The organism is Alkalicoccus luteus (assembly GCF_012034335.1).
GTDB lineage: Bacteria > Bacillota > Bacilli > Bacillales > Salisediminibacteriaceae > Alkalicoccus > Alkalicoccus luteus_A.
Genome location: NZ_JAATHJ010000005.1, coordinates 18,375 through 41,136 on the forward strand (window position 1 = coordinate 18,375; position 22,762 = coordinate 41,136).

Consider the following 22,762-nt stretch of genomic DNA (forward strand, 5'->3'; position numbering starts at 1 on the left):
GGCGGACAATGAGTTTGACAGACAAAGAAATTGTATTCGTAGGGGGGAAGGGCGGTGTCGGCAAATCGACGACGGCTTCCGCCTTAGCTCTGCTTTCTGCATCAGAAGGTCAAAAAACACTGCTCGTATCCACAGATCCTGCACACAATACCGGCGATATTTTTGACAGGGAAATCGGCGGTACTCCCGTCAAGGTGGCTGAAAATCTGTTTGCACTGGAAATTGACCCTGAAAAAGAAACCGAACGGTACATCGATTCAGTCCGTTCAAACATCCGTCATACCGTGCACAGCGGCATGATGGAGGAGGTGAACAGGCAGCTTGATACCGCCAAGGCGTCACCCGGAGCGGACGAAGCGGCCATGTTTGACAAGCTGATCTCTCTCATTCTGGAGGAGCGTGCATCCTATGACCGGCTCGTCATTGACACAGCACCGACCGGTCATACAATCCGGCTGCTGTCGCTGCCCGAGCTGATGGGAGTCTGGATTGAAGGCTTATTGAAAAAGCGAAAGAAAACGAATGAGAACTACAGCCGTCTGCTGCATGACGGCGAACCGATCGAGGATCCAATTTATGACGTGCTGCTTGAAAGGCAGGAGCGGTTTAAGAAGGCCAGGGAGATTCTGTTGAATCCGGATACGACTGGATTCGTCTTCGTCTTAAATCCCGAGCGTCTGCCGGTACTGGAGACGAAAAAAGCACTGGTGCTGCTCGAGCAATATGACCTGCACGTCGATACCCTGGTCGTTAACAAAGTGCTGCCGGAAGCGGCAGACGGTGCTTTTTTGGCAGAGCGAAGAAAGCACGAGGAAACGTATTTACGCATGATCGAAGAAACGTTCCCGAAGCAAAAGCGGATTATTATTCCGCTTCAGCCGAATGATATCAGTGATTTTGACAAACTGAACCTGTTCAGCCGCAGCTTAAAACAGGAAAGCTGAACGGAGAAAGGAGCGGACGATGGGAGGACTTGCAGCACTGCTCGGTCTGATTGCACTTGTTGCCGGGGGAATTCTGCTCGACCAGCGTAAGCAAAAAAAGCACTACACCTCTTACGATGGGCGAACGGAAGAAGAGAAGAAGTTTGAACGAAAGAGGACGGAAATGATTGAAAAAAACCGGGACAAACGGCCGCCTGGAAGCGGCGGGGTTCCCCACTAATAAAGGCTTCAGGACGAAATGACGTCCTGAAGCCTTTTACTAGTGTCGAAAAGGTGTTTAACGGGTTAGCGCTTTCCGTCAAAAAGGGAAATGCCGTTACAGCGGTTAATTAATGAATCGGTCTTTGCCTTCCCAGAACGGCTTGCGAATCTGGACTTTTTGAATTTTACCGGAAGCCGTTTTCGGAAGTGCATGGGTAAACGTAATCCCTTTTGGAGCTTTAAAATGGGCGAGTTTTTCTCTGGAAAACGCAATCAACGTTTCTTCATCAGCCGAAGCACCTTCGCGCAGTACTACTACTGCATGGGGCACTTCCCCCCATTTTTCATGGGGGACAGAGATCACGGCAGCCTCCAGCACGTCCGGATGATCATACAGGCACCCTTCTACTTCAATGGAGGAGATATTTTCACCACCGCTGATAATGACATCTTTTTTGCGGTCCACGATTTCAATGAAGCCTTCTTCATCAACGTTTGCCATGTCCCCGGTATGCAGAAAGCCATCGCGGATCGTGTCCGCAGTGGCCTGCGGATTCTGCCAGTAGCCTTCCATCACGTTATTAGAACGCACGACGATTTCTCCGACGATCTTTCCGTCGCGGGGTACTTCTTCGCCATCTTCGCTTACAACGCGGACGTCAGAACCGATCAACGGCACGCCCTGCTTCGCTTTCATACGATGAAGCTGCTCTGGCTTATGCTGCTGTTGATAGCGGAGCGGCTGGGAGGTCGTGACGAGCGGTGCGATCTCAGTCATGCCGTACACTTGAATAAATTCCCACTTCAAGTCTTCCTCAACTCGTGTCACGAAAGCTGGAGGGGGAGCAGAGCCTGCGATGACAACGCGGACGTTCTGCTGGTTGGAATAGGAGCCTCTGCGCTCAGTGTAGGCCTCGATCAGCATGTTTAACACTGTCGGCGCCATATGGCATACCGTCACCTGATGTTGTTGAATGTTATCGAGAATGCTGTCAGCGTCGATTTTCCGCTGCATCACCTGACAAGCCCCGTTTGCTGTGTAGTAAAAAGGTGATCCCCAGCCGTTTACATGAAACATCGGCAGCACGTGAAGCAGCGTATCTTTGTCTGTCACACGAAGATGATGCATTGTCGTCAGCGCATGCAGATAGTTGCTGCGGTGACTCAGCATGACGCCTTTCGGGTTGCCTGTCGTACCGCTTGTGTAGAGGAGGCTTGCCGTATCGCTTTCTTCAAGTTCCGCGCGCTCAAACGGCTCAGACGGATACGTATTCAGCCATTGCTCATAGGCTAGATCTCCGTCTTCCGGGTGCGCTGATCCGTGTACAATAACCGTATGAACCGTCTCGAGCTCGGACCGGATCGACTTTACCGTATCGTAAAGCGTATGATCCACGAAGAGCACCTTCGATTCGCTGTGGTTTAAGATGAAAATGTAGTCTTCCGGCGTCAGCCTTGTATTAAGCGGCGTCATAACAGAGCCTGTTTGAAATACCCCGTAAAATCCTTCGAACATCTCATGTGAATTAGGAGCCAGATAGGCGGTCCGATCCCCCTTTTGAATCCCGAGATCGTGCAGCCCGTGCGAAAGCTGCTGTACCCGGTCAAAGACGTCATTGTAAGTCAGCGTCACGTCCCCGTCAATGATGGCGGTTTCGTGGCCGTAAATACGTACGGCCCGGTCAAGAAAATCTGTTAAAAGCAAAGGAACATGCATAAGAGAGCCTCCTCCAGAATATGTATACTAAAATCGTAATCGCTTTCATAAAGAAGGTCAAGAATATTCAGACAAGCTGAAGCAAGCAAAGAAGCTCCAGCCAACAGGAGCTTCTTTACCTTATTATGCTCGTTTTTCCTCGTTTAATATTTTCATAATGCCGATGCACATGAAGATCATGATTACAGACAATGGCAGGGCGAGGACGACGATCGCTGTCTGGAATGCGTCGAGTCCGCCGACAAGAAGCAGGATGGACGTGATGCTGACAAAGATAACACCCCACATCACCTTAATGGATGGCGGAGGGTTTAAACGTCCGCCTGTCGACTGCATGCCAAGCACAAACGTAGCAGAGTCGGCAGTGGTGACGAAAAAGATGATCACGATCGCCATGGCTGCAACAGATACGAATGTCGTAAGCGGAAGCTCCTGAAGAGCGGCGAATAAAGCTGTTTCAAGTGATTCATCCGAAATCAGGACTGCTTCGAACAGCTCCAGGTAAATGCCGGTACCGCCAAGCATCGCAAACCAGAAGAAAGTAACGAGACTCGGAGCAAGGATCACTCCGAAAATAAATTCCCGGATCGTTCTTCCTCTGGAAACCCGTGCAATAAACATACCGACAAACGGTGTCCATGAGATCCACCAGGCCCAGCCAGGAAAATAGATACTTTTAAGACAATCGTAAATCTTTCTTTCATACACATCCATCCCTTCTATTCAGTTGTCTCCTAACCAGTTTATCACAAGCTGGTCGTTCCGCCTTTCCGTTGTACCAGTTTCGCAGCAACGATTCCAATCCCTATACCGAAGATCAGACCGGCAAGTGTATCACTTGGATAATGAACGCCTGCGTACAGGCGTGTATAGGCGAAAAGCAAGGCAAAAGGGACGGCAATCCAGGCTGCTTTTGGGTAAAAAAGAATAAGTGCCGTACAGGCTGCAGCCGAGGTCGCTGCGTGAGCAGAGGGAAACGAGCTTGAAGCAGGTGCCTCTACGATGAGGCGGATGCCTTCCTCGACGAGTGGAGGACGCGGGCGGGGGAGAAGCACGTTTATAAGTGCCTGAAACAAAAAAGCAGCACCATTTGCAGCGATCATTGCGATTCCAGCGAGCAGGGCACGACGGCTGCGAACAACCAGCATAAGCAGCAGGGCTGTAGCATACCAGATCAATCCAATATCGCTGGCAAGCGTAGCGAATCGCATAAACGGGTCCAGAGCGGAAGAAGTCCACTGCTGATTAAACAGCTCAAGCAGTTGTCGATCCAATAAAAAAAGCTGTTCCATGAAACCCCTCCAACGAAGCGTAGTAGCTTTTGTAGGAAGGTTCCCTGAAACAGCTGATTATAAACGGCTGTCAGCCTTTGACAGAGCCTGCGAGCAGTCCTCTGACAAAGTATTTTCCGACGAAGATATACACAAGCAGAGTCGGCAGTGCAGCAAGGAGAGCACCTGCCATCTGCACGTTCCACTGTACAATCTGGCTGCCGGACAGATTTTGTAAAGCGACCATAATCGGCTGGGAGCCGGTGCTCGTAATGCTGACGGCAAATAAAAACTCATTCCATATGTTCGTAAACTGCCAGATGCAGACGACGACGAAGCCTGAGATAGAAAGCGGGAAAATAATTTTGCCGTAAATACTCAGGAAACCTGCCCCGTCAATACGTGCAGCCTCGATTAAATCACCCGGGATAGAAGCGTAAAAGTTTCTGAAGATCAGCGTCGTGATCGGAATACCGTACACCACGTGAACAAGGATTAAACCAGGTATCGTATTATACAGGCCGACACCCTGCAAAAATTGAATCAGCGGAATCAAAATACTCTGGTACGGAATAAACATGCCGAAAAGAATGGCGGTAAAGATCCAGTCTGACCCTTTAAATTTCCATTTTGACAGCACGTAGCCGTTCAACGAGCCTAGCATCGCTGACAGAATCGTAGCTGGCACGACCAGGTAAATCGTGTTCATGAAGTTAGGGGCGAGCCGTTCAAACGCGTATCCGTAAGCCTCAAAGGAAATCGAAGTAGGGAGTGCCCACATCTGCGTCAGTGACACTTCATCGAGCGGTTTTAAGCTCGTAATGATCATGACGTAAATCGGCATTAGAAAGAACAGCGACATGACGATTAAGATTGTATAGACAAGAAATTTACTAATAGGACTTTTCAGAACCATTTACGACTCCCCCTTTCTAGCCGAAATGAGGTACGGCACCATGATAACGGCTACCAACGCAAGCATAATCATCGCAATCGCAGCACCGTTAGCAAAAAAGTTTGCGCGGAACGTTGTTTCAAACATATACACACCCGGCACATCGGTTACGAAGTTAGCTCCGGAACCGGTCATCGCATAGATCAAATCAAAAATCTTTAACGACATGTGCCCCATGATAATGACAATGCTCACTGTAATTGGAAGTAACATCGGAAAAATGACTTTCCGGTAAATTTGGAATTCCGTTGCTCCGTCCATGCGCGCGGCTTCTTTAATTTCATCCGGAATGGCACGCAGACCGGCAAGATACATGGCAAGCGAGAAGCCGGTCATCTGCCAGACAGCGGCAATCACGACGGAAAGCATGGCTACCGGCAGACCAAATTCGATGGAGCCCACCGGAAAACCAAACGCAATCGTCGTACTTGTATACCAGGCGGGAACCGAATCAAACCCGAGCATCGCAAATAAAATATTCACACCGGTACTCGGGTTCAGCAGCCACTGCCACACAACCCCTGTTACAACAAAGGAAAGGGCCATCGGAAACAAAAAGACATTCCGGAAAAACCACTCCTGTTTAATATTCGAATCGATAAACGTTGCCAGCATAAAGCCCATAAACAGGACTCCGAAGATAAAGAAAATAGTGAAAAACAGCGTATTTCTCATACCGGACTGAAAGCGGTAGTCCTGGAGAAGAAACGCATAGTTCTGCAGACCGGCAAAGGAGAAATCCGGAGTGAGCGTGTTCCAGTTGGAAAAGGACACATAGCCGGTCCAGCTGATGAAGCCGTAAACAAAAATCGCAATCGCAATAATAGAAGGGAGGATAAACAGAAGGGATATCCATCTGTCCGAGCCGGCCCGATTTGTATTCATTGTGTATTCACACTCCTTCAGCGGACGTTTTCCTGAAAAACGGGAGCGTCTTTCCCGGATGGAAAGCTGCTCCCGCTTAATTTCTCAGCGGCTACTCGATGTTATCGTCCTGAGCCTGCTGCAGCGACTGGATGACCTGTTCTTTGTCACGGGATGAAACGAAAACGTTGACCGCCTGATCAGCCTGGGAAACAAAACCGGCTGGAGCAGCAGAGTTGTGTGCAAGGCTCGGTGTCAGAACGGCTTCCTGGAAATCTTCAATCGTAGACTGTCCATACTCGTTATACTCCTCCGGATCGGCGTCCACACGAGCAGGAATTGATCCTTTCAGCGGATTGAACGTATCCTGAGCTTCTACAGATCCGAGGAAGCGGAGGAAGTCTTTCACCGTTTCCGGATTGTCGACGCCGGACGGCAGGCCGAAGTTATCGGTTACGACCATGAACATGCCTTCTGTATCAGGAGTTGCAGCCCAGCCGAAGTCTTCGTTCGGCTCCAGACCCAAGTCCGTTGCGAAATAGCCAGCGGCCCAGTCGCCCATAATATTCATCGCGGCATCTCCTTCAGCCACCATCTGAGCAGCATCCTGCCAGTTTCGGGCTGCGTGATCATCGTTGATGTAGTCGAGCATGCGGTCAAATTCATCGATCACTTCTTCAAATTCCGGCGAATCAAATGCCAGATCTCCCGTCCAGAGATCGTTGTAGCCTTCCGGACCGAGAACGCCGAGCATGACCGTTTCCAGCAGGTGCAGCGACGTCCAGCTTTCTCTGTCACCGAGCGCAAGCGGTGTGACGCCAGCCTCTTCCAGCTCGTCGGCTACCTCATAAAACTCATCGAACGTCGTCGGGGCTTCCAAACCGTGCTCTTCAAAGATTCCGGTATTATAAAAGACGACGTTGCTGCGGTGAATGTTTACCGGTACGGAATAAATCTCATCATCCGTTGTGACCATGTCGATCAGATCTTCCGGGAACTTATCCATCCACTCTTCTTCTTCATAAATATCTGTCACGGGCTCCATTCTGCCTGCTTCGACCCAGCCTGTATTTAACGCAGCGCCGCCGTGAATCTGAAACGTTCCGGGAGGATCATTCCCCTGCATCCGGCTTGCGAGAACGGCCTGCGCATTCGTACCGGCGCCGCCGGCTACCGCAGCATTCACAACTTCAACATCCGGATTTTCTTCTTCAAACAAATCAATAATTGCCAGAAGTCCGGCTTCCTCACCAGCTCCCGTCCACCAGCTGAAGATTTCAAGCTCTTCTCCGTCTCCTGAGGCTTCGTTGTTCGCTTCATTCGCTTCGTTACCCTCATTCGTTTCTTCAGCATCTGCCGGATCTTCTGCATCCGGGTCGATTGAGTTCATTTCTTCTCCCCCGCAAGCTGCTGTAAACACAAGCGAACCAAAAATAACGCTGAGCCACAAAGATTTTTTCACTGCTCATTACCCCCTTAAAATAATGAAGAATAGTATATCCACGTTTAGTTAAACACAGAATGACTCTCTTAATTATTGTTAAATTCTGATTATTTACAAGATAGACAGGTGAATATTTTACCTAATTGAAAGCGTTTACAAAAAATGCGGTGCGCAGTAGCATTTTTTTGTCGGAATAGGGGATTATCTTATCCGGACGTCACGTTCATCATGTTCTTCTCTGCATCAAATAAAAGCCGGACGCCTTGTTTTCAGCGCCCGGGTGCGTGCTATGTTCTGACTCAGTCTTTATCCGGTTCAGATACGAGTTGCTGTTGTTTTTTCTCCTGCCGGTATTCTCTCGGAGACGTTCCAGTCTGCCGGCGAAATGCTTTACTGAAGTAATTAGGGTCGTGATAGCCGACAGCAAAGCAAATTTCCTTGAGCGGCATCGCAGATACGGCAAGAAGCTCCTTTGCTTTCTCAATTCGGATAGCAGAAAGGTGTTCGATAAACGTCGAGCCGGTCACCTCCTTGAAGCGCCTGCTCACATAGGCAGGGGAGAGGTGGACATAGCTTGAAACAGATTCCAGTGTTACGTCCTCCATATAATGCCGGTGCAGATAGTCGATTAACACAGGGACCGTCTCTGATTCCAGCTCCTGAAGCTGCATAGCACGCTCATGCACCCAGCTCATCAGCACCCGTTCCAGATAATCAGCTGCCTCAGCCGGTTCTTCAGGGACGGGTTCACGGTCCCAGGCAAATACCGGATCGCCGCTGCGCGAGCATACGACGAGCAGCTCCTCCATTAAATATGGCACTGGAGTGGAAGCAGAAACCCTTAATTCCTTCGTGAAATCGGCGATCAGCGTCTCAGCTTCTTTTAGTCTCCCAAGCCTGAACAATTCAGCAAGTTTTTCTTCCGGTAGAATCGCCGGCCGGTCGTCATATGCAGGAACCGATGTTGTAATTGCATAATCACGTTTTCCAGAAGAAGCTTTCCGTCGCGCTTCTTTAATTGATGAAGGAGCAGAGTCGAGGTCTGCCTGCACGCTGCTCATACCGGCGCGGACTGCCAGCTGCTCATCCTCGCACCGCCTGCAGATCCGTTCCCACAGCTCGCGGGCTGTGCGTCCGGGTTCAGCCCCAGGCTCTGTGGCATAAACCAGAACTGTAATAAAGGGAGGAGACATTGGACCATTTAACGCCCGTGATGTCGCAAACACCTCCTGCTGAACGAGACCGTATACGCTGCGGATCGAGTCGGAGCGGATCACGAGTGCACAGATGGATACAGCAGATTCACCGGTAATGTCGAAAAGAGCTTCATCAAACGGTTTTTCGAGCCGGTCTTCTGCAACAGAGGCAGTGAATTCAGTTGCAGCCAGCCGCTGCACTTGCTCCTGACGATCTCGAAGCTCCAGATGATCCATACGTCTTTTTCGATCCTTTTCACGTGTGGCTGTGACTTCCTGCAGAGTCTCATAAAGCTCGGACTCATCGTATGGCTTCAGCAAATACTGCTGAACACCGAGAGAGATCGCTTTTTTAGCATAAGAAAACGTGTCGAAAGCGGACATAATGATAAAACTGATATGGGGCTGTGTCTGCCGGATCGCTTCGATTGTCTGCAGGCCGTCCATGCCGGGAAGGCGGATATCCATCGAGACGATATCCGGATGCAGCTCCTCAGCGAGCTGGAGTGCCTGCCGTCCGGATGACGCTTCACCGGCGATTTCAATTTGCGGAAACTGCTTTTCTATCATTTGCCGGAGTGCCTGCCGCTCCAGCAGTTCATCTTCCACCAGCAGCATGCGGTGTTTCATCGCGGATCACTCCTTTCGGCTCCATCGGGATGAAAAGCGTCACAGCTGTTCCACTACCCGGCTCCGATTCAATCGAGACTAAATCAGGCTGATCAAATAAAAGCTGAAGTCGTTTTTGCACATTCACGAGTCCGATTCCGGTTAAATGTCCGTTAGGAGCTGTGCTGCCGCTGTCTGCATAGGCAGCACGCTCCACCGCTTCCTCACTCATGCCGATCCCCGTATCGCGCACGGTGACGGCGACACCCATTTCCGTGTCCTCTGCTGTAATATAAATACTGCCGCCTTCCTCAAGCGGATCGAGTCCATGTATAAACGCATTTTCGATGAGCGGCTGCAACGTTAAGACCGGCAGTCGCAGGTCGAGGCGATCGGTTCGAATGTCGACCTCGACTGAAACACGTTCACCGAATCGTGCCCGCTGAATATCAGCGTATTTTTGGATGTGCTCGAGCTCTTCAGCTAGAGTAACCCTGGATTCAATCGGCTTCAGGTTATACCGCAGAAGCTTGGAGATCGCAACGATCAGCTTGCTCGTACCGCCGGCGCCTTCGACGTATGCCATCTTCGCTGTCGTATTCAGCGTATTAAACAGAAAATGCGGATTCATTTGATTCTGAAGAGATTTGAGCTCCATTTCCTTGAGCAGCCGAAGTGTCTGCACCTGCTCGATTTCATTGTCCTTCACGATGCGTTCGAGACGGGCTCTTTCTTTCATTTCACCGATCAGCTGCTGCAGGTTATGCTTCATCTGGTTAAAGGTCGCACTTAGCACTCCGACTTCATCGTTCGTTACTTGTATATCCTCTACCGTAAAATTTCCGGCAGATATTTCATTCGACTGATGAATGAGCTTTCGGACCGGACGTAAAATACGTTTCGACATGAAATAGGTGAATACGATACTCGAGAGAAACAGAATTCCCGCACCGTTCAAGGCAAGCGTCAGCTGCGATTCCCGCTCTTCGAGTGCTGCTGCGTGCATATCGTGGTAATCATGCAGTTCAGCATTTATGAGCTGAAGCGTCGTATCATTCAACCAGGAAGCGACTTTTTCTGCCTCATCCCGGTGGAGCAGGTGCATGCCTGTTTCCTGGTTTCGCTGTGTAATGACAGCTGCGTTCATCTCATGATTGAAATACGCAAGCATATGGTAGTAATTTTTATATAAAGAGGAATCGTGCTCTTCCGGCATAATTATTGTAAAAAGCGTTCGGGACTGCTCCAGTGCCTCCTGGCTTTCGCGAAGAGCGTCAAGCTGAGGTTCTGTCTGCAGCAGCAAATACTGCTCAAAATGTCTTCCGGCCTCTGATGTGTGCTGGGAAATTTCATTTAAGACGAGAAACCGGTCCAGTATATCGTCGTACTGCTCCGAGGTTGCTTTGCCGCTCGAATACAAGTACCACGAGATTGCTCCCATTGCACATAGCACCACCACAAAAAACACCATGAACTTCTGATGAATACGCATGCTGTTCATCCCCTTTCCGGTAAATCCGAAAGCGTTTTCAATCTGTATAGCGGATAAAAGGAAGGATGCCCAGCACCTTTGAAAAAACAGCTTTCCGTAATGTCAGCAGTCTGATAAAATGCGTATATGAAAACCTTTTCATGACCACGTACAAATGAATGGAGGATGGGTGCTATGAGCTGGCAGCTGGTAAACAATGACCGCAGGGAAGAACAGCTACTCGTCAATGAAAGTCTTTTCGCTCTCGGCAACGGATTTCTCGGAATCCGAGGAAACTTTGAAGAAGGATACGTACACAGCAATAAGTCTGTCAGAGGCACGTATATCAACGCTTTTCATGACATTACGGATATCACCTACGGAGAAAAGCTGTACGCATTTCCGGAAACGCAGCAGAAGCTGTTAAATGTCATCGACAGTCAGACGATCCTGATTTCGATAAACGGACGGCGGGTGGCAGCTGGAGAAGAAGTCCAGATGGAGCGTACGCTTGATATGGCGAGGGGTCAATCTGTCCGTAAGCTCAGCTGGACGGATCAAGAAGCAGGCCAAACGATAGTCACATTCAGACGCCTCGTTTCATTTACGATGAAGGAACTGTTTGCGCAGCAAGTGGAGATCGAAACAGAGCGGGAAGCTTCGGTTCAAATCAGCACCGTCGTTAACGGAGATGTGTCAAACTTTTCTGATCCGGATGATCCGCGTGTTGCAAGCGGACACGCGAAACGGCTGACGGTCGAGCAGACAGATGCAGGAGACATGCTTTCGGTAACGTGCCGGACGTATGAAAGCAACCTTTCTGTGCACTGCTCTGCTAAATCAGCGCTCAGTACGGCTGCGGAGCGGAAGGTATCTACGGAAGCAGGACGGGCAAAGGAAACGTACACGTTTACGTCATCAGGTAAAACGGTGCTGACGAGATGGAGCGTCTACACCGATACGTACCGTCACGGGGAACAGCTTACCAATCAGGCAGCACAGCTTTTACAAGCCTGCACGTCGTTTGAAGAAACGGCAGAGGCACAGGAAGCGTATCTTCAACAATTTTGGAGCGACTCGCTGCTGGAGATCGACGGGGATCCCGACCTGCAGCAGGGCATCCGATTCAATTTGTTCCATCTACTCCAGTCGGCAGGACGTGATGCGGTCAGCAACATACCTGCTAAAGGGTTGTCCGGAGAAGGCTATGAGGGACATTATTTCTGGGATACTGAAATTTATATGTTTCCGTTCTTCCTTATGACGCGGCCGGATACGGCACGTCAGCTGTTAAAATATCGATTCTCATTGCTTGAGGCAGCGAAGATAAGAGCCAAAGAAGTCGGTCATACGAAGGGAGCTCTGTTTCCGTGGCGTACGATATCGGGTGGAGAGTGCTCAGCCTTTTTCCCGGCGGGAACCGCACAGTATCACATAAGCGCAGACATCGCCTACAGCTTTATCCAGTATTATCTCGTCACAGAAGAGCAGGCTTTCTTAACGGACTACCTGACAGAGCTGCTGACGGAAACGGCGAGGCTGTGGATGGATACGGGCCATATGAAGGACGGCCAGTTCCGGATTGACGATGTAACAGGCCCGGATGAATATACGTGTATCGTCAACAATAACTTTTATACAAATGCCATGGCCCAGTACAACCTGAACTGGGCGGCCGCATGCTGGGAACTGCTCGAGGAGAAGGATGCCGAAGCGCTTCGCGGCAGGCTGCAGCTGGAAGAGGGGGAAGCTGCTTCTTGGAAAAAAGCAGCAGAACACATGTATCTTCCTTATGATGAAAAGCTCAGGATTCATGCACAAGATGATACGTTTTTACAGAAAAAAGTGTGGGATTTGGCATCGACGCCTAAGGAGAAATTTCCGCTGCTGCTGAACTATCATCCGCTTACGCTTTACCGCTATCAAGTGTGTAAACAAGCAGATACGGTTCTGGCCCATTTTTTGCTGGAGGATACCGCCGACGAGGAGACGATGAAGCGGTCATACGATTATTATGAGAAGGTAACGACGCATGATTCGTCGCTTTCATACTGCGTATTCAGTATGATGGCAGCCCGCCATGGAGACGTAGAGAAGGCGTACCGGTATTTTATTGAAACAGCACGACTCGATATCGATAATACGCATCAGAACACGAAGGACGGACTTCATCTTGCTAACATGGGAGGCACATGGCTCGCACTCGTTTATGGCTTTGCAGGCATGCGAATTAAAGCAAGCGGACTCTTATTCCGGCCGGTGCTGCCAAAGGCGTGGAAGTCGATGTCGTTCCGGATCCGCTGGAGAAATGCGCTGCTCGAAGTCCGCCTTGATAAGGACAAGGTCCGTTATGAGGCGCTTGATGGCACCCTCACATTCCGTCATCATGAGGACACGATCAGCCTGAAAGAAGGGGAGTTCAAGGAGATACCTTTGCACGAGGGCTGAGCCTTAAGAACGGTTACAACATAAAAAAAGGAGCCGGCAGCTGCCGGCTCCTTTTCCGTATTGTGGATATAGTCATTTTAAGTGAATATCGTTGCATCTGCCTGTATCTGCGGACACTCGCTTTCCGGAGGGAACGGGCTCGGCTTTCCCTCCTGCTGTCCGCCGGATCTTCGCCTCGTTGTGATCCTCCCGGAGTCGAGATCCTTCGATGTCGGCAGCTGTCAGTGCGTTTCACGTGCCTGGTTAGGACTGCACGATCGGCTTCCCTACGAATAGAATCTTTCCGATGAAACGTTTCGATGTTAAATAAGGATGCCAGACCTTCACAGAATTCATGATAAACGTAAAAAAGCAGTCGCGTCTGCCTCGTGTGACGTTGTTTTCCAAGAAGCAGAGCCGTTTCCCCGATGTGTCCGGCGGAGACGCCAGTGGAAGCCGCGCAGCCTGAAGATTCCGTGCCGTTCAGATCTGCGAACGGCATCAACGCACGAGCGGAGCCGGACTGGGTCTTGAAGGCTTCTTGTAAGAAGCCTGTGTCCGAGTGAAGCCTCATAGCCGTTCGATCCTGAACGGCATGAAAAGCGCGTGCGGAGCCGGACCGGGTCTTAAAGGCTTCTCGTGAGAAGCCTGAGTCCGAGTGAAGCCGCGCTATCCTAAGTGCCTCTCTTCCCTTCATACAGGGATCACCCTGAGAAATAGCTTAAGGCAAGCCCACGGCAGGCTCGGTAAACAGAGGGGAAATACAATCAATCGAATAATCATGTAAACAAGTTGACTTTATCAACAGCCTGAAAAAGGAGCCGGCAGCTGGCGGCTCCTTTTTCCTTTTGTTATCTAGATTAACGGTTGAACAGGAGGGCTGTTGCAACTCCTAATCATGTTAAATGATCAGGGCCTCATTGGCAGAAGGTCAAGCAGCTCCGGCAGTGATTTAATTTCATGATCCGTGCTGATGCCTTCAGGAAGCTGATCGGCTTCCCGGTTCAGCCAGACGGACCTGATTCCGGCCCGATTGGCGCCGAGTATATCGGTTTTTGGATTATCGCCGACCATCCACGTCTGCTCAGGAGAAGTACCGGATTTTTTCAGGGCATGTTCGAAAATAGTGACGTCTGGTTTTCCCTTTCCAAATTCTCCTGAAATAATAACATGATCAAAAAGAGGGGCAATTTCCGGCGTGATCTCAAGCTTCGTCTGCTGCAGCTGAGGTGAGCCGTTTGTCAGCAGGACGAGAATAAATCGGTCCTGAAGCTGCCTGACAACATCTAAAGCATCGTCAAACAAAACCGGTGAGCGGCGTCGCGCATCGATAAACGTCTCCACTAACACGCTGGCGGCATCCGGTTCGTGGATGTTCTGTGCAGCGAGTGCTTCTTTCCATACGCTCAGCTGATAGTCACGTATCATCGCAGCCATTTTCTTAAAGTCGGTGCCTTCATCCTCGAACTTTCCCCAGAGTCCTTCAAACGGATTAATGCCGATCATCTGCGTAAAGGCATATGTATCGTAGCTTGCATACAAAGATCTCGCCGCCTGGCGGGCATCTGTCTCCAGCTGCGCAGCGTCAGCCTGGAACAATTCCTGCGCTTTCCGGCACGTTTCGTCAAATGCCAGCTGAATGCTTTTTTTATCCCATAGTATGGTGTCATCCAAATCAAAAAAAACGGCTTGTTTCATCATCAGATCTCCTTATCATCTTGTTTTTATTGTGATGTCATCTAGTTTAGCGAAGGAATCCTTTTCTGTAAAATGTGAATTTACACAATATTTGACCGCTGAGAGCAGGAGACCGCCTGCAGGAAATCGAAATAGTGACAGTCATTCTATAACAGGAGGCTCGATAACTGATGGGAAAACGAATTGATGAGCAAGGATTGTTTACACAGCTGCTGCATGCAGGACAAGTGCCGGATCCGGCGACGGGATCAAGGGCCGTGCCGATTTATCAAACAACCTCTTATTTGTTTGAGGATTCTGAGCATGCAGAGCGGTTGTTTTCACTAGCTGAACCGGGCAATATTTACAGCCGTATTATGAACCCGACGGTAGATGCATTTGAAAAACGCATGGCGATTTTGGAGGACGGGGTAGGAGCGCTCGGTTTGTCATCTGGAATGGCGGCGATTACGATGACGATTATGAACATCGCGCACAGCGGCGACCACATTGTAGCGGCTTCCCACCTTTACGGTGGAACGTATAATTTGTTTTCGATGACGCTTCCAAAGTACGGCATTGACGTAACGTTCGTTGATATAACCAATCCGGATGAAGTTGCCGGTGCGATTCAGGACAACACGAAAGCTGTTTTCGGGGAGACGATCGGTAATCCCGGGCTGCACGTGCTTGATTTCCATACAATTTCGGATGTAGCTCATGAGCACGGGATTCCGCTTATTGTCGACAGCACGTTCGCATCGCCAGCTGTCTGCAGGCCGCTCCAGCACGGTGCAGATATCGTGATCCATTCGGCTACCAAGTGGATCGGCGGTCATGGAACGACGATCGGCGGTGTCGTCGTGGACGGAGGGCGATTTGAGTGGAGCAAGGAGAAATTCCCTCATTTTCATGAGCCGGATCAAAGTTACAACGGACTTGTCTTTTCTGATCTTGGTGACATGGCTTTCATTTTAAAGCTTCGCGTGCAGCTGCTACGTGATATCGGAGCCTCGTTAAGCCCGCAAAATGCGTTCCTGCTACTGCAGGGACTGGAAACTCTGTCTCTTCGTATGCAGCGTCACCAGGCGAATGCGCTGGCGGTGGCAAAACGACTGGAATCTCATCCGGCCGTCAACTGGGTCAAGTATCCGGGACTGGAAGGTCACCCCGCGCATGATCTGGCAGGCAAGTACCTCGACGGGGGTTACGGCGGAATTGTAAACTTCGGAATTGACGGCGGTGTTGACGCCGGGAGGGAACTGATCCGTCACGTGTCACTCTGGTCTCACGTGGCAAATGTCGGGGACGCCAAAAGCCTGATCATCCATCCGGCCTCAACGACGCATCTTCAGCTGAACGAAGAAGATCAGCAGCGTTCCGGCGTCACGCCTGACATGGTTCGACTTTCTGTCGGCCTGGAAGACGTGGAAGATTTGTTTGCTGACCTTGATTATGCCCTTGCCCAGGCCACCGGACAAGAAGGGCCGGAGGTTGAAGAGGACCTTTACGGGGAAGCGGTGCGGGCAGCAGTCGCTTATACCGAAGAAGGTCCGCGCCGTAAGCACCTGGTCAGCCTGTCATCGGCTGTCCAGTCAACAAAGAAGTGGGAGCGCATCGGCTACAGGGTGAGCAGGGCCGTCGATGAAACGTCGCTCAAAGAGTTGGAGGGGCAGGAGATTGATTACGTGTACGCCCCTGAGAACAGTCAAGAACTGCTTGAAAAAGCCGTTCGACTGCTGAAGCCAAAAGGTATTATTCACGAAGGGCAGTCGACGCTGAATTCTCAGCTTCCTCCGGAAATGCTTTCCTTTCTCGACAGGAAATAGCAGAACCCCCCTCGCTCCTGTATAATCAGGCGTGAGGGGGGTCTTATATGGCTAAACGGATCGCTTTTGCTATGATGGTATGTGTCTCAGCTGCAGCTGTTATTCTGATCGTATCGGCTGACGTGGGGCAAGAAGCAGAGGGAGAGCCGATTCCAGAAGAGGTGCAGACAGCTGCAGAAGAAGGAACCCATGCGCTCGGAGACGAGCAGGCCGTCATGCTGGAAGCTGCAGAATCCTCTCTCCCAGAGCACGTGCCGTCTTTTATTTACATAGAATCAGCGATAATGCGAGCGGCTCTTGCAGGGATGAGGGAGTATGACGAGTTTTTGGATGCTGAAGAGATGACAGAAGAGACAGCCGTCATCATCCGCTTTCCGGATAATGAAGCGTTTATTTATGATATATACATAGACCGCGGTGATGGGGAAGAGGCACTTGAAGCGAAAAACAGCTCGGGAGGTGCGGTGATGAGGGCCACCCTACCGGAATCGATTCCGGACGGAAGCACGCTGATTATCCGCGACCCTCTGGACAGAGAAAATCCTCCGCAGGCTGTATACGAGCTTCCCGCGGAGGAGGAGTGATGCTTATTCCGGCTCACCTTCCATAAACGTCGGGTTGGAGTCAGCGATACGCTCGAACACGCGCTGTTCGATTTCGAAATAAAGCTGATTCCACTCCGATGTTTCTTCCGGACTGACGCCGGCATCGGCAGCTGCCTCGTCCTGGATTTGCGACCATATGTATGGCCTTGCGTACTGAAATTCCAGCTGCTGAGAAGCTGCTGTGCTGCTGACTGCTTCCAGTTCTTCAACGAGAATACGGACGTCTGCTTCTTCCACGGGTGACGATTCCTGCTCACCTTCTACATACTGAAGGAAGTCCTGCTCATTAAACGTAAATCCATATTCTTCAACAGCATAGTCATTCCAGCCTTCAAGCTCGAGAGCAAGCAGCTCGGAGTTGGACTGGATGGCATCCTGTTCGATGACGCTGTCTTCCGCCTGCTGCTGATAAATCGTATACAAGTAGGCGTGGCTCTCAAACGCCTCGTAGCTGAATGATTCATAATCTGAAGGCGTGTACTCATCAAGCGCGTCTTCCGCCCGGGAACGATATTCTTCTTCCTCTTCTTCATCCAGTGAAGCGGCTGCGTTGTTCTCTGTGCTCTCCACACTGATGGAGCCACCTTCTGATCCAGTTGCGTCATCGGGGCTGTCGTTCTCCTCCTGCACCGCAGTTTCAGAACCGGCACCGTTTGAAACCTGATCAGACTGGATCACCTGCTGATCACTGTCCATCATAAATAAAACAGTGGAGAGAATGAGAAGAACCACTGCTCCCGCACCTAATATTAGTAATTTTTGTTTTTGCATGCACTCACCTCATCAGGGAAACTAAAAACCTTTACCAGTATACCATGTCCATCGATTAAAGGGAGCAGCTGACATAAACTTGTCTTCAGATCGAAGCAGAATGGGATGATTTTCAGGTTAACTCTTACTGTCAACTAAGGGGAAATATACCTTTGAATCAGGACGATCTTTATTCTCTTTACCCGGACAGTCGTCTGAAAAAAGCATAAATTCCATATAATGCGCTTTCAATATTCATAAAATTCGGTATGATAGATAGTGCACTTATGTGAAAGCAAAGGAGATGACGCGTTTGACACAAGTAAAACATCTATGGGAAAAAGCATGGTACAGCCATGACCGCATCAAAGAACTGCTTTTGTTCCAGGCCCGTATCGGCGGTGACGGACCGAAAAGCGATGAACCAGGCCGAATGGCCAAGGCATCAGGGAAAATGACAGGGACGTACCGTGAACCTTCTCCGGACGGCCGGGATTTTTCACCGAAACAGAAAGTCGGACTTATATTGGGACCGCTTCTATTTTTCATTATTTATTTTTTGTTCCAGCCGGAGGGACTCGCGCCTGAAGCACGGGGTGTCCTGGCAGCAACCGTATGGATCGCGACCTGGTGGATCACCGAAGCGATTCCTATTCCTGTCACCTCCCTGTTGCCGATCATTCTCTTTCCACTAGTAACCGATATCGGAGTAGGAGATGTGACACCAAACTATGGTGACGATATTGTCTTCCTGTTCCTCGGGGGATTCATCATAGCACTGGCATTGGAGCGCTGGAACCTGCATAAACGGATTGCTCTCAGCATTATTTACGGTGTCGGCACAAGTACCAGCCGGATTCTGCTAGGCTTTATGGCTGCCACAGGCTTTCTTTCCATGTGGATTTCCAATACGGCTACTGCGATGATGATGGTGCCGATCGGAACTGCCATTATCTATCAGCTATCCTCACTGGTGGATGACGATTCGGTAAAAAATGCAGAACAGCAGCGGGACAAATTTGCGAAAAGCCTGATGATCGCCATTGCATTTTCCGCTTCGATCGGCGGTCTCGGAACGATTATCGGAACCCCGCCAAACACGATTCTAGCTGGACAGCTCAGGGAAATATTCGATTTTGACCTTTCCTTCGCTCTGTGGATGATGTTTGGCGTACCTCTCGCAGTCGTACTGATCGTTATCGCCTGGATTTACTTAATTAAATTTGCCTTTCCGATGGACATGAAACAAATCCCCGGCGGGCGTGAAGTCATTCAAAAGGAAAAGCAGGCTCTTGGGCCAATGACGGGTGACGAAAAGCTCGTCGCGCTCGTTTTCTCTCTGACAGCACTTGCTTGGATTCTGCGTGTATATGTGCTGCAGGAGTACGTCAGTGAAAGCATCAACGATACGATGATTGCAATCACCGGTGCGGCCTTGCTCTTCCTGATCCCGTCTGTCCGCTATCAGGGAGTCAAGCTGATGAACTGGGAAACTGCAAAAAACGTTCCGTGGGGTATTCTGATTCTCTTCGGGGGCGGCCTTGCGATTGCCGGAGCATTCGGTGACAGCGGTCTGGACGTGTGGATTGGGGAGCAGCTGTCCGTGCTCGTCGGCGTTCAGTTCTTTATCATTATTCTGAGTGTGACGCTGCTCGTGACGTTCCTTACAGAGATCACGTCGAACACGGCTTCTGCAACGATGCTCATGCCGATCATGGCATCACTTGCCTACGCAATCGACGTGCATCCGCTGGCGATGATGGTGCCAGCTGCGGTTGCTGCTTCCTGCGCATTTATGCTGCCGGTCGCCACTCCGCCGAACGCCGTCGTATTCGGTTCAGGATATTTAAAAATGATCGACATGATCAAGGCCGGATTCTGGATGAATCTCATTTCTGTGCTGATGATCACGCTGTTTATTGTACTTTTGCTGCCGGTTGTGTTCGGGATTGACTTGACCTCCTTTCCGCAGTAAATGACACAGATTAATTTCAGCTAAAGCCAATGTATAGACCGGTACGGGTAATCCGTGCCGGTCTTTTTTTTCATGAAAAGAAGTGCTTTCACTGCTTATAAAAAAGTTCTTCCGGGAATAGAAGCGTATGCAGTCGGACTGATGGAACAACTTGTTGCGCCAGTTTCCAATATGTGTGATAGTGAAGAGCATAAAGGCTAAAGGGGGCGGGGAAGAATGGATGTTTCAGTCGTGCTGGCGTGGACACTGAATACGGTTATATTGATGAATATACTGCTGGCATGCTTCGTCATATTTGTTGAACGCCGGGACGCCGGATCGACGTGGGCCTGGGTGCTCGTCCTGTTCTTCCTTCCGATTCTCGGATTTATCATCTATTTGTTTCTCGGCCGGCAGCTGAAAAGCGATAATTTTTATAATCTCAGTGTCGACGAGCAGACCTATTACTCGCATCATATACAGGGGCAGCTGGAGCGATTGCATAACGAAGAGATGGATATACCGCCCGCTGTTCAATACAAATACCGGCAGCTGATGGAAATGAACCTGCGCGCGCCAAAATCCCTGATCGGGTTATCAAACAGCCTGATGATCCTGCACGACGGTCATCAGAAGTTTGATCAGCTGATTGCAGACATTGAGAATGCGCAGTCTGAAATCAATATTCAGTATTATATTATCCAGCGCGATGCGCTTGGCAGAAGATTGCTTGATCGTCTTGAAGAACGGGCGGCTTCTGGGGTGAAAGTAAGGCTGCTCTATGATGGGGTCGGTTCCAGAAGTTTGAAGGAAAAAGATTTTAATGTTCTGCGGGAACACGGCGGGGAAGTGCACATTTTCTTTCCGGCGCTATTCGGACCGGTTAACCTCCGCATGAATAACCGGAATCACCGGAAAGTCTGTATTATTGATGGGAAAATCGGATACATCGGCGGCTTTAATGTTGGAAATGAATACCTTGGCATTGATAAAAAGTTTGGCTACTGGCGAGATACGCATCTCCGTATGGAGGGAGATGCCGTTTCTTTAATTCAGGACCGTTTTATTTTGGACTGGACGTACGCCGGGGATAAAAAGCACTGGGAGGAAGAGTCGTTTGCGTTTGCCTCTCATAAAATCCGTTCCATTAAACCGGTGCAGATTGTCACAAGCGGACCGAATTCCAAAACAGAGCATCTGAAAAATATGATGATCAAAATGATCATGAGCGCAGAGCACGATATTTATATTCAGACGCCTTATTTCATCCCGGATAAAAGCTTTATGGATGCATGCAAAATGGCAGTGACATCAGGCGTGAGAATGCATATTATGATTCCTGGTGTACCCGATCATCCTTTTGTGTTCTGGGCATCGAGGCTGTTTTTGGGAGAGCTGCTTCAATATGAGGGAGTAAACGTCTACCTGTACGAAGAAGGGTTTCTCCACGCAAAAATGATGACAGTGGACAGTGAGATTGCGACTGTCGGAACGACCAACCTTGACGCTCGGAGCTTCCGTCTGAACTTCGAGATTAATGCGCTTGTATTTGACACACATACAGCAATGACGCTGGAGGAGCTGTTTGAATCAGATAAACAGCGGTGCCGGGTGCTGACGAAAAAAGAATACGACCGAAGAAGCGCCGGAGTAAAAATAAAAGAGGGTGTATCCGGATTGTTAAGTCCAATTTTGTAGCCGGAACGGGAGGAAACAGCAATGGAGGTTTTTACAGCAGGAGTCCTTCTGGCAGGGGGGCGCTCAAGCCGGATGGGAGAAAATAAAGCGCTCCTCCAGATTAAAGGCGTGACCGCAGCTGCAATGACAGAGCGGGCCCTTCAGGGTACGGATGAGCAGCTTTGTATATCGAATGACCCAAATGTGGAAAGAGAACTGGGCAGTCCTGTATTTGCGGATAAGCGCCCGTACGAAGGCCCGCTGGCGGGTCTTGAAACGGCAATGGAACAGACGAAGGCAGCCTGGTGTATCGTTGCTGCGTGTGACATGCCGCTTATAAGCAAAGAGGTCGTCGAGCTATTGATCAGCCGTGCACACGCAACCGCGGCTGATGCTGTCGTTCCGGAAGCAGGAGGCAGGAGGCAGCCGCTCCTTGCTGCATACAGACGAAAACTGCTGCCGCTTATTTCAAAATGTCTCGATGAAGAAAAGCGGTCCATGGCTGCACTGCTTAACAGCATAAAAGTTGACACCATATCTGAGGCCGATATGATGGAAGCAGGCATAAAAAAGGAAACGATCAACCAGTCCTTTTTTAACATGAACAGGCCGGAGGAATACGAATGGATTCTCCGGCGGGCAGAGGCTGAAGGAGATGTCACAGATGAGTGAACACGTTTTTAAAGATTTTTACCGAAATACCGTTACTTACTCCACGGAAAAAGATCCGTTTTCAAACGATCCAAAGCACGTCTGGGTCGTCTGCCGTTATCGTGAGAGCTGGCTCCTGACGCGTCATCCTTCCAGAGGAATTGAGTTTCCCGGGGGAAAGGTTGAAAAAGGCGAATCCGCAGATGAAGCGGCTGTGAGGGAAGTGCATGAGGAAACAGGCGGCCATGTGTCGACGCTCTATTACGTTGGGCAATACATGGTGGAGGGAAGAGCCGAAACCGTTATCAAAAACGTTTATTTTGCAGAAGTGGACCGTCTGGAGAAAAAGGACAGCTACTTTGAAACGGAAGGACCGCTGCTTCTGGAACGTCTTCCGCATCAGCCGAAAAAGAAAAAGAACTACAGCTTCATTATGAAAGATGACGTGCTTCCGCTCAGTATGAAAGAAATTGAAGCACGCTTTTTGAATACAGCATCCAGTTGACGAAGGGAAACGTTA

Annotated in this window: 20 protein-coding genes; 9 read left to right on the forward strand and 11 right to left on the reverse strand. The window is 49.9% G+C overall.

Features of this window, described 5'->3' with window-relative positions:
• Nucleotides 1-8: 8 nt before the first annotated feature.
• Both HCN83_RS04815 and HCN83_RS04820 read left to right on the forward strand, forming a co-directional pair.
• On the forward strand, nt 9-944 hold the full coding sequence (locus HCN83_RS04815) for an ArsA family ATPase (RefSeq protein WP_168005193.1): 936 nt from the start codon (nt 9-11) through the stop codon (nt 942-944).
• Nucleotides 945-963: 19 nt separating this feature from the next.
• On the forward strand, nt 964-1,164 hold the full coding sequence (locus HCN83_RS04820) for a hypothetical protein (RefSeq protein ID WP_168005194.1): 201 nt from the start codon (nt 964-966) through the stop codon (nt 1,162-1,164).
• Between the two features lie 105 nt (nt 1,165-1,269).
• Here the strand turns inward: HCN83_RS04820 and HCN83_RS04825 are convergent, their stop codons facing one another.
• The 8 genes from HCN83_RS04825 to HCN83_RS04860 all read right to left on the reverse strand — a co-directional run bounded on the left by HCN83_RS04825 (nt 1,270) and on the right by HCN83_RS04860 (nt 10,693).
• On the reverse strand, nt 1,270-2,862 hold the full coding sequence (locus HCN83_RS04825) for a long-chain-fatty-acid--CoA ligase (RefSeq protein WP_168005195.1): 1,593 nt from the start codon (nt 2,860-2,862) through the stop codon (nt 1,270-1,272).
• A gap of 123 nt (nt 2,863-2,985) precedes the next feature.
• On the reverse strand, nt 2,986-3,570 hold the full coding sequence (locus HCN83_RS04830) for a BCCT family transporter (RefSeq protein ID WP_168005196.1): 585 nt from the start codon (nt 3,568-3,570) through the stop codon (nt 2,986-2,988).
• A 38-nt stretch (nt 3,571-3,608) separates the two neighbouring features.
• The gene (locus HCN83_RS04835) at nt 3,609-4,154 is read right to left on the reverse strand and encodes a phosphatase PAP2 family protein (protein ID WP_168005197.1); all 546 of its coding nucleotides are present in this window, start codon (nt 4,152-4,154) and stop codon (nt 3,609-3,611) included.
• Nucleotides 4,155-4,224: 70 nt separating this feature from the next.
• Nucleotides 4,225-5,049 (reverse strand): carbohydrate ABC transporter permease, encoded by an 825-nt coding sequence (locus HCN83_RS04840; RefSeq protein WP_168005198.1) that lies wholly within the window; start codon nt 5,047-5,049, stop codon nt 4,225-4,227.
• The gene (locus tag HCN83_RS04845) at nt 5,050-5,973 is read right to left on the reverse strand and encodes a carbohydrate ABC transporter permease (RefSeq protein WP_168005199.1); all 924 of its coding nucleotides are present in this window, start codon (nt 5,971-5,973) and stop codon (nt 5,050-5,052) included.
• Between the two features lie 91 nt (nt 5,974-6,064).
• On the reverse strand, nt 6,065-7,342 hold the full coding sequence (locus HCN83_RS04850; RefSeq protein WP_168005330.1) for an ABC transporter substrate-binding protein: 1,278 nt from the start codon (nt 7,340-7,342) through the stop codon (nt 6,065-6,067).
• Nucleotides 7,343-7,695: 353 nt separating this feature from the next.
• Nucleotides 7,696-9,222 carry a response regulator transcription factor gene (locus HCN83_RS04855; protein ID WP_168005200.1) on the reverse strand — a complete coding sequence of 509 codons (1,527 nt, stop codon included), beginning with the start codon at nt 9,220-9,222 and terminating at the stop codon, nt 7,696-7,698.
• Nucleotides 9,191-10,693, reverse strand: coding sequence for a sensor histidine kinase (locus tag HCN83_RS04860; RefSeq protein WP_168005201.1), 1,503 nt, complete (start codon nt 10,691-10,693; stop codon nt 9,191-9,193). Before HCN83_RS04860 ends, HCN83_RS04855 begins: the two co-directional genes overlap by 32 nt.
• Nucleotides 10,694-10,867: 174 nt before the next feature.
• Here HCN83_RS04860 and HCN83_RS04865 point away from each other — a divergent pair, with 174 nt between their 5' ends.
• Complete coding sequence (locus HCN83_RS04865) at nt 10,868-13,120, forward strand: glycoside hydrolase family 65 protein (RefSeq protein ID WP_168005202.1); 2,253 nt, start codon at nt 10,868-10,870, stop codon at nt 13,118-13,120.
• A gap of 13 nt (nt 13,121-13,133) precedes the next feature.
• Here HCN83_RS04865 and HCN83_RS04870 read toward each other — a convergent pair whose 3' ends face one another.
• Nucleotides 13,134-13,601, reverse strand: a complete 468-nt coding sequence (locus HCN83_RS04870) for a hypothetical protein (protein ID WP_168005203.1) — start codon at nt 13,599-13,601, stop codon at nt 13,134-13,136.
• 407 nt (nt 13,602-14,008) lie between these two features.
• On the reverse strand, nt 14,009-14,797 hold the full coding sequence (locus HCN83_RS04875; protein ID WP_168005204.1) for an HAD family hydrolase: 789 nt from the start codon (nt 14,795-14,797) through the stop codon (nt 14,009-14,011).
• Nucleotides 14,798-14,967: 170 nt separating this feature from the next.
• On the opposite strand from HCN83_RS04875, the gene HCN83_RS04880 reads away from it, so the two are divergent.
• Both HCN83_RS04880 and HCN83_RS04885 read left to right on the forward strand, forming a co-directional pair.
• A complete protein-coding gene (locus HCN83_RS04880) occupies nt 14,968-16,605 on the forward strand; it encodes an O-acetylhomoserine aminocarboxypropyltransferase/cysteine synthase family protein (protein ID WP_168005205.1) in 1,638 nt (545 codons plus the stop codon).
• Between the two features lie 47 nt (nt 16,606-16,652).
• The gene (locus HCN83_RS04885) at nt 16,653-17,189 is read left to right on the forward strand and encodes a hypothetical protein (RefSeq protein WP_168005206.1); all 537 of its coding nucleotides are present in this window, start codon (nt 16,653-16,655) and stop codon (nt 17,187-17,189) included.
• A gap of 3 nt (nt 17,190-17,192) precedes the next feature.
• Here the strand turns inward: HCN83_RS04885 and HCN83_RS04890 are convergent, their stop codons facing one another.
• On the reverse strand, nt 17,193-17,981 hold the full coding sequence (locus HCN83_RS04890) for a hypothetical protein (protein ID WP_168005207.1): 789 nt from the start codon (nt 17,979-17,981) through the stop codon (nt 17,193-17,195).
• A gap of 283 nt (nt 17,982-18,264) precedes the next feature.
• Between HCN83_RS04890 and HCN83_RS04895 the strand changes: the two genes are divergently transcribed.
• From HCN83_RS04895 to ytkD, 4 genes are all read left to right on the forward strand, one after another.
• Complete coding sequence (locus HCN83_RS04895) at nt 18,265-19,935, forward strand: SLC13 family permease (protein ID WP_425483585.1); 1,671 nt, start codon at nt 18,265-18,267, stop codon at nt 19,933-19,935.
• Between the two features lie 216 nt (nt 19,936-20,151).
• Nucleotides 20,152-21,612, forward strand: coding sequence for a cardiolipin synthase (gene cls / locus HCN83_RS04900; RefSeq protein ID WP_168005209.1), 1,461 nt, complete (start codon nt 20,152-20,154; stop codon nt 21,610-21,612).
• Nucleotides 21,613-21,633: 21 nt separating this feature from the next.
• Nucleotides 21,634-22,263, forward strand: a complete 630-nt coding sequence (locus tag HCN83_RS04905) for a molybdenum cofactor guanylyltransferase (protein ID WP_168005210.1) — start codon at nt 21,634-21,636, stop codon at nt 22,261-22,263.
• Nucleotides 22,256-22,747, forward strand: a complete 492-nt coding sequence (ytkD, locus tag HCN83_RS04910) for an RNA deprotection pyrophosphohydrolase (protein WP_168005211.1) — start codon at nt 22,256-22,258, stop codon at nt 22,745-22,747. Before HCN83_RS04905 ends, ytkD begins: the two co-directional genes overlap by 8 nt.
• Nucleotides 22,748-22,762: the final 15 nt, after the last annotated feature.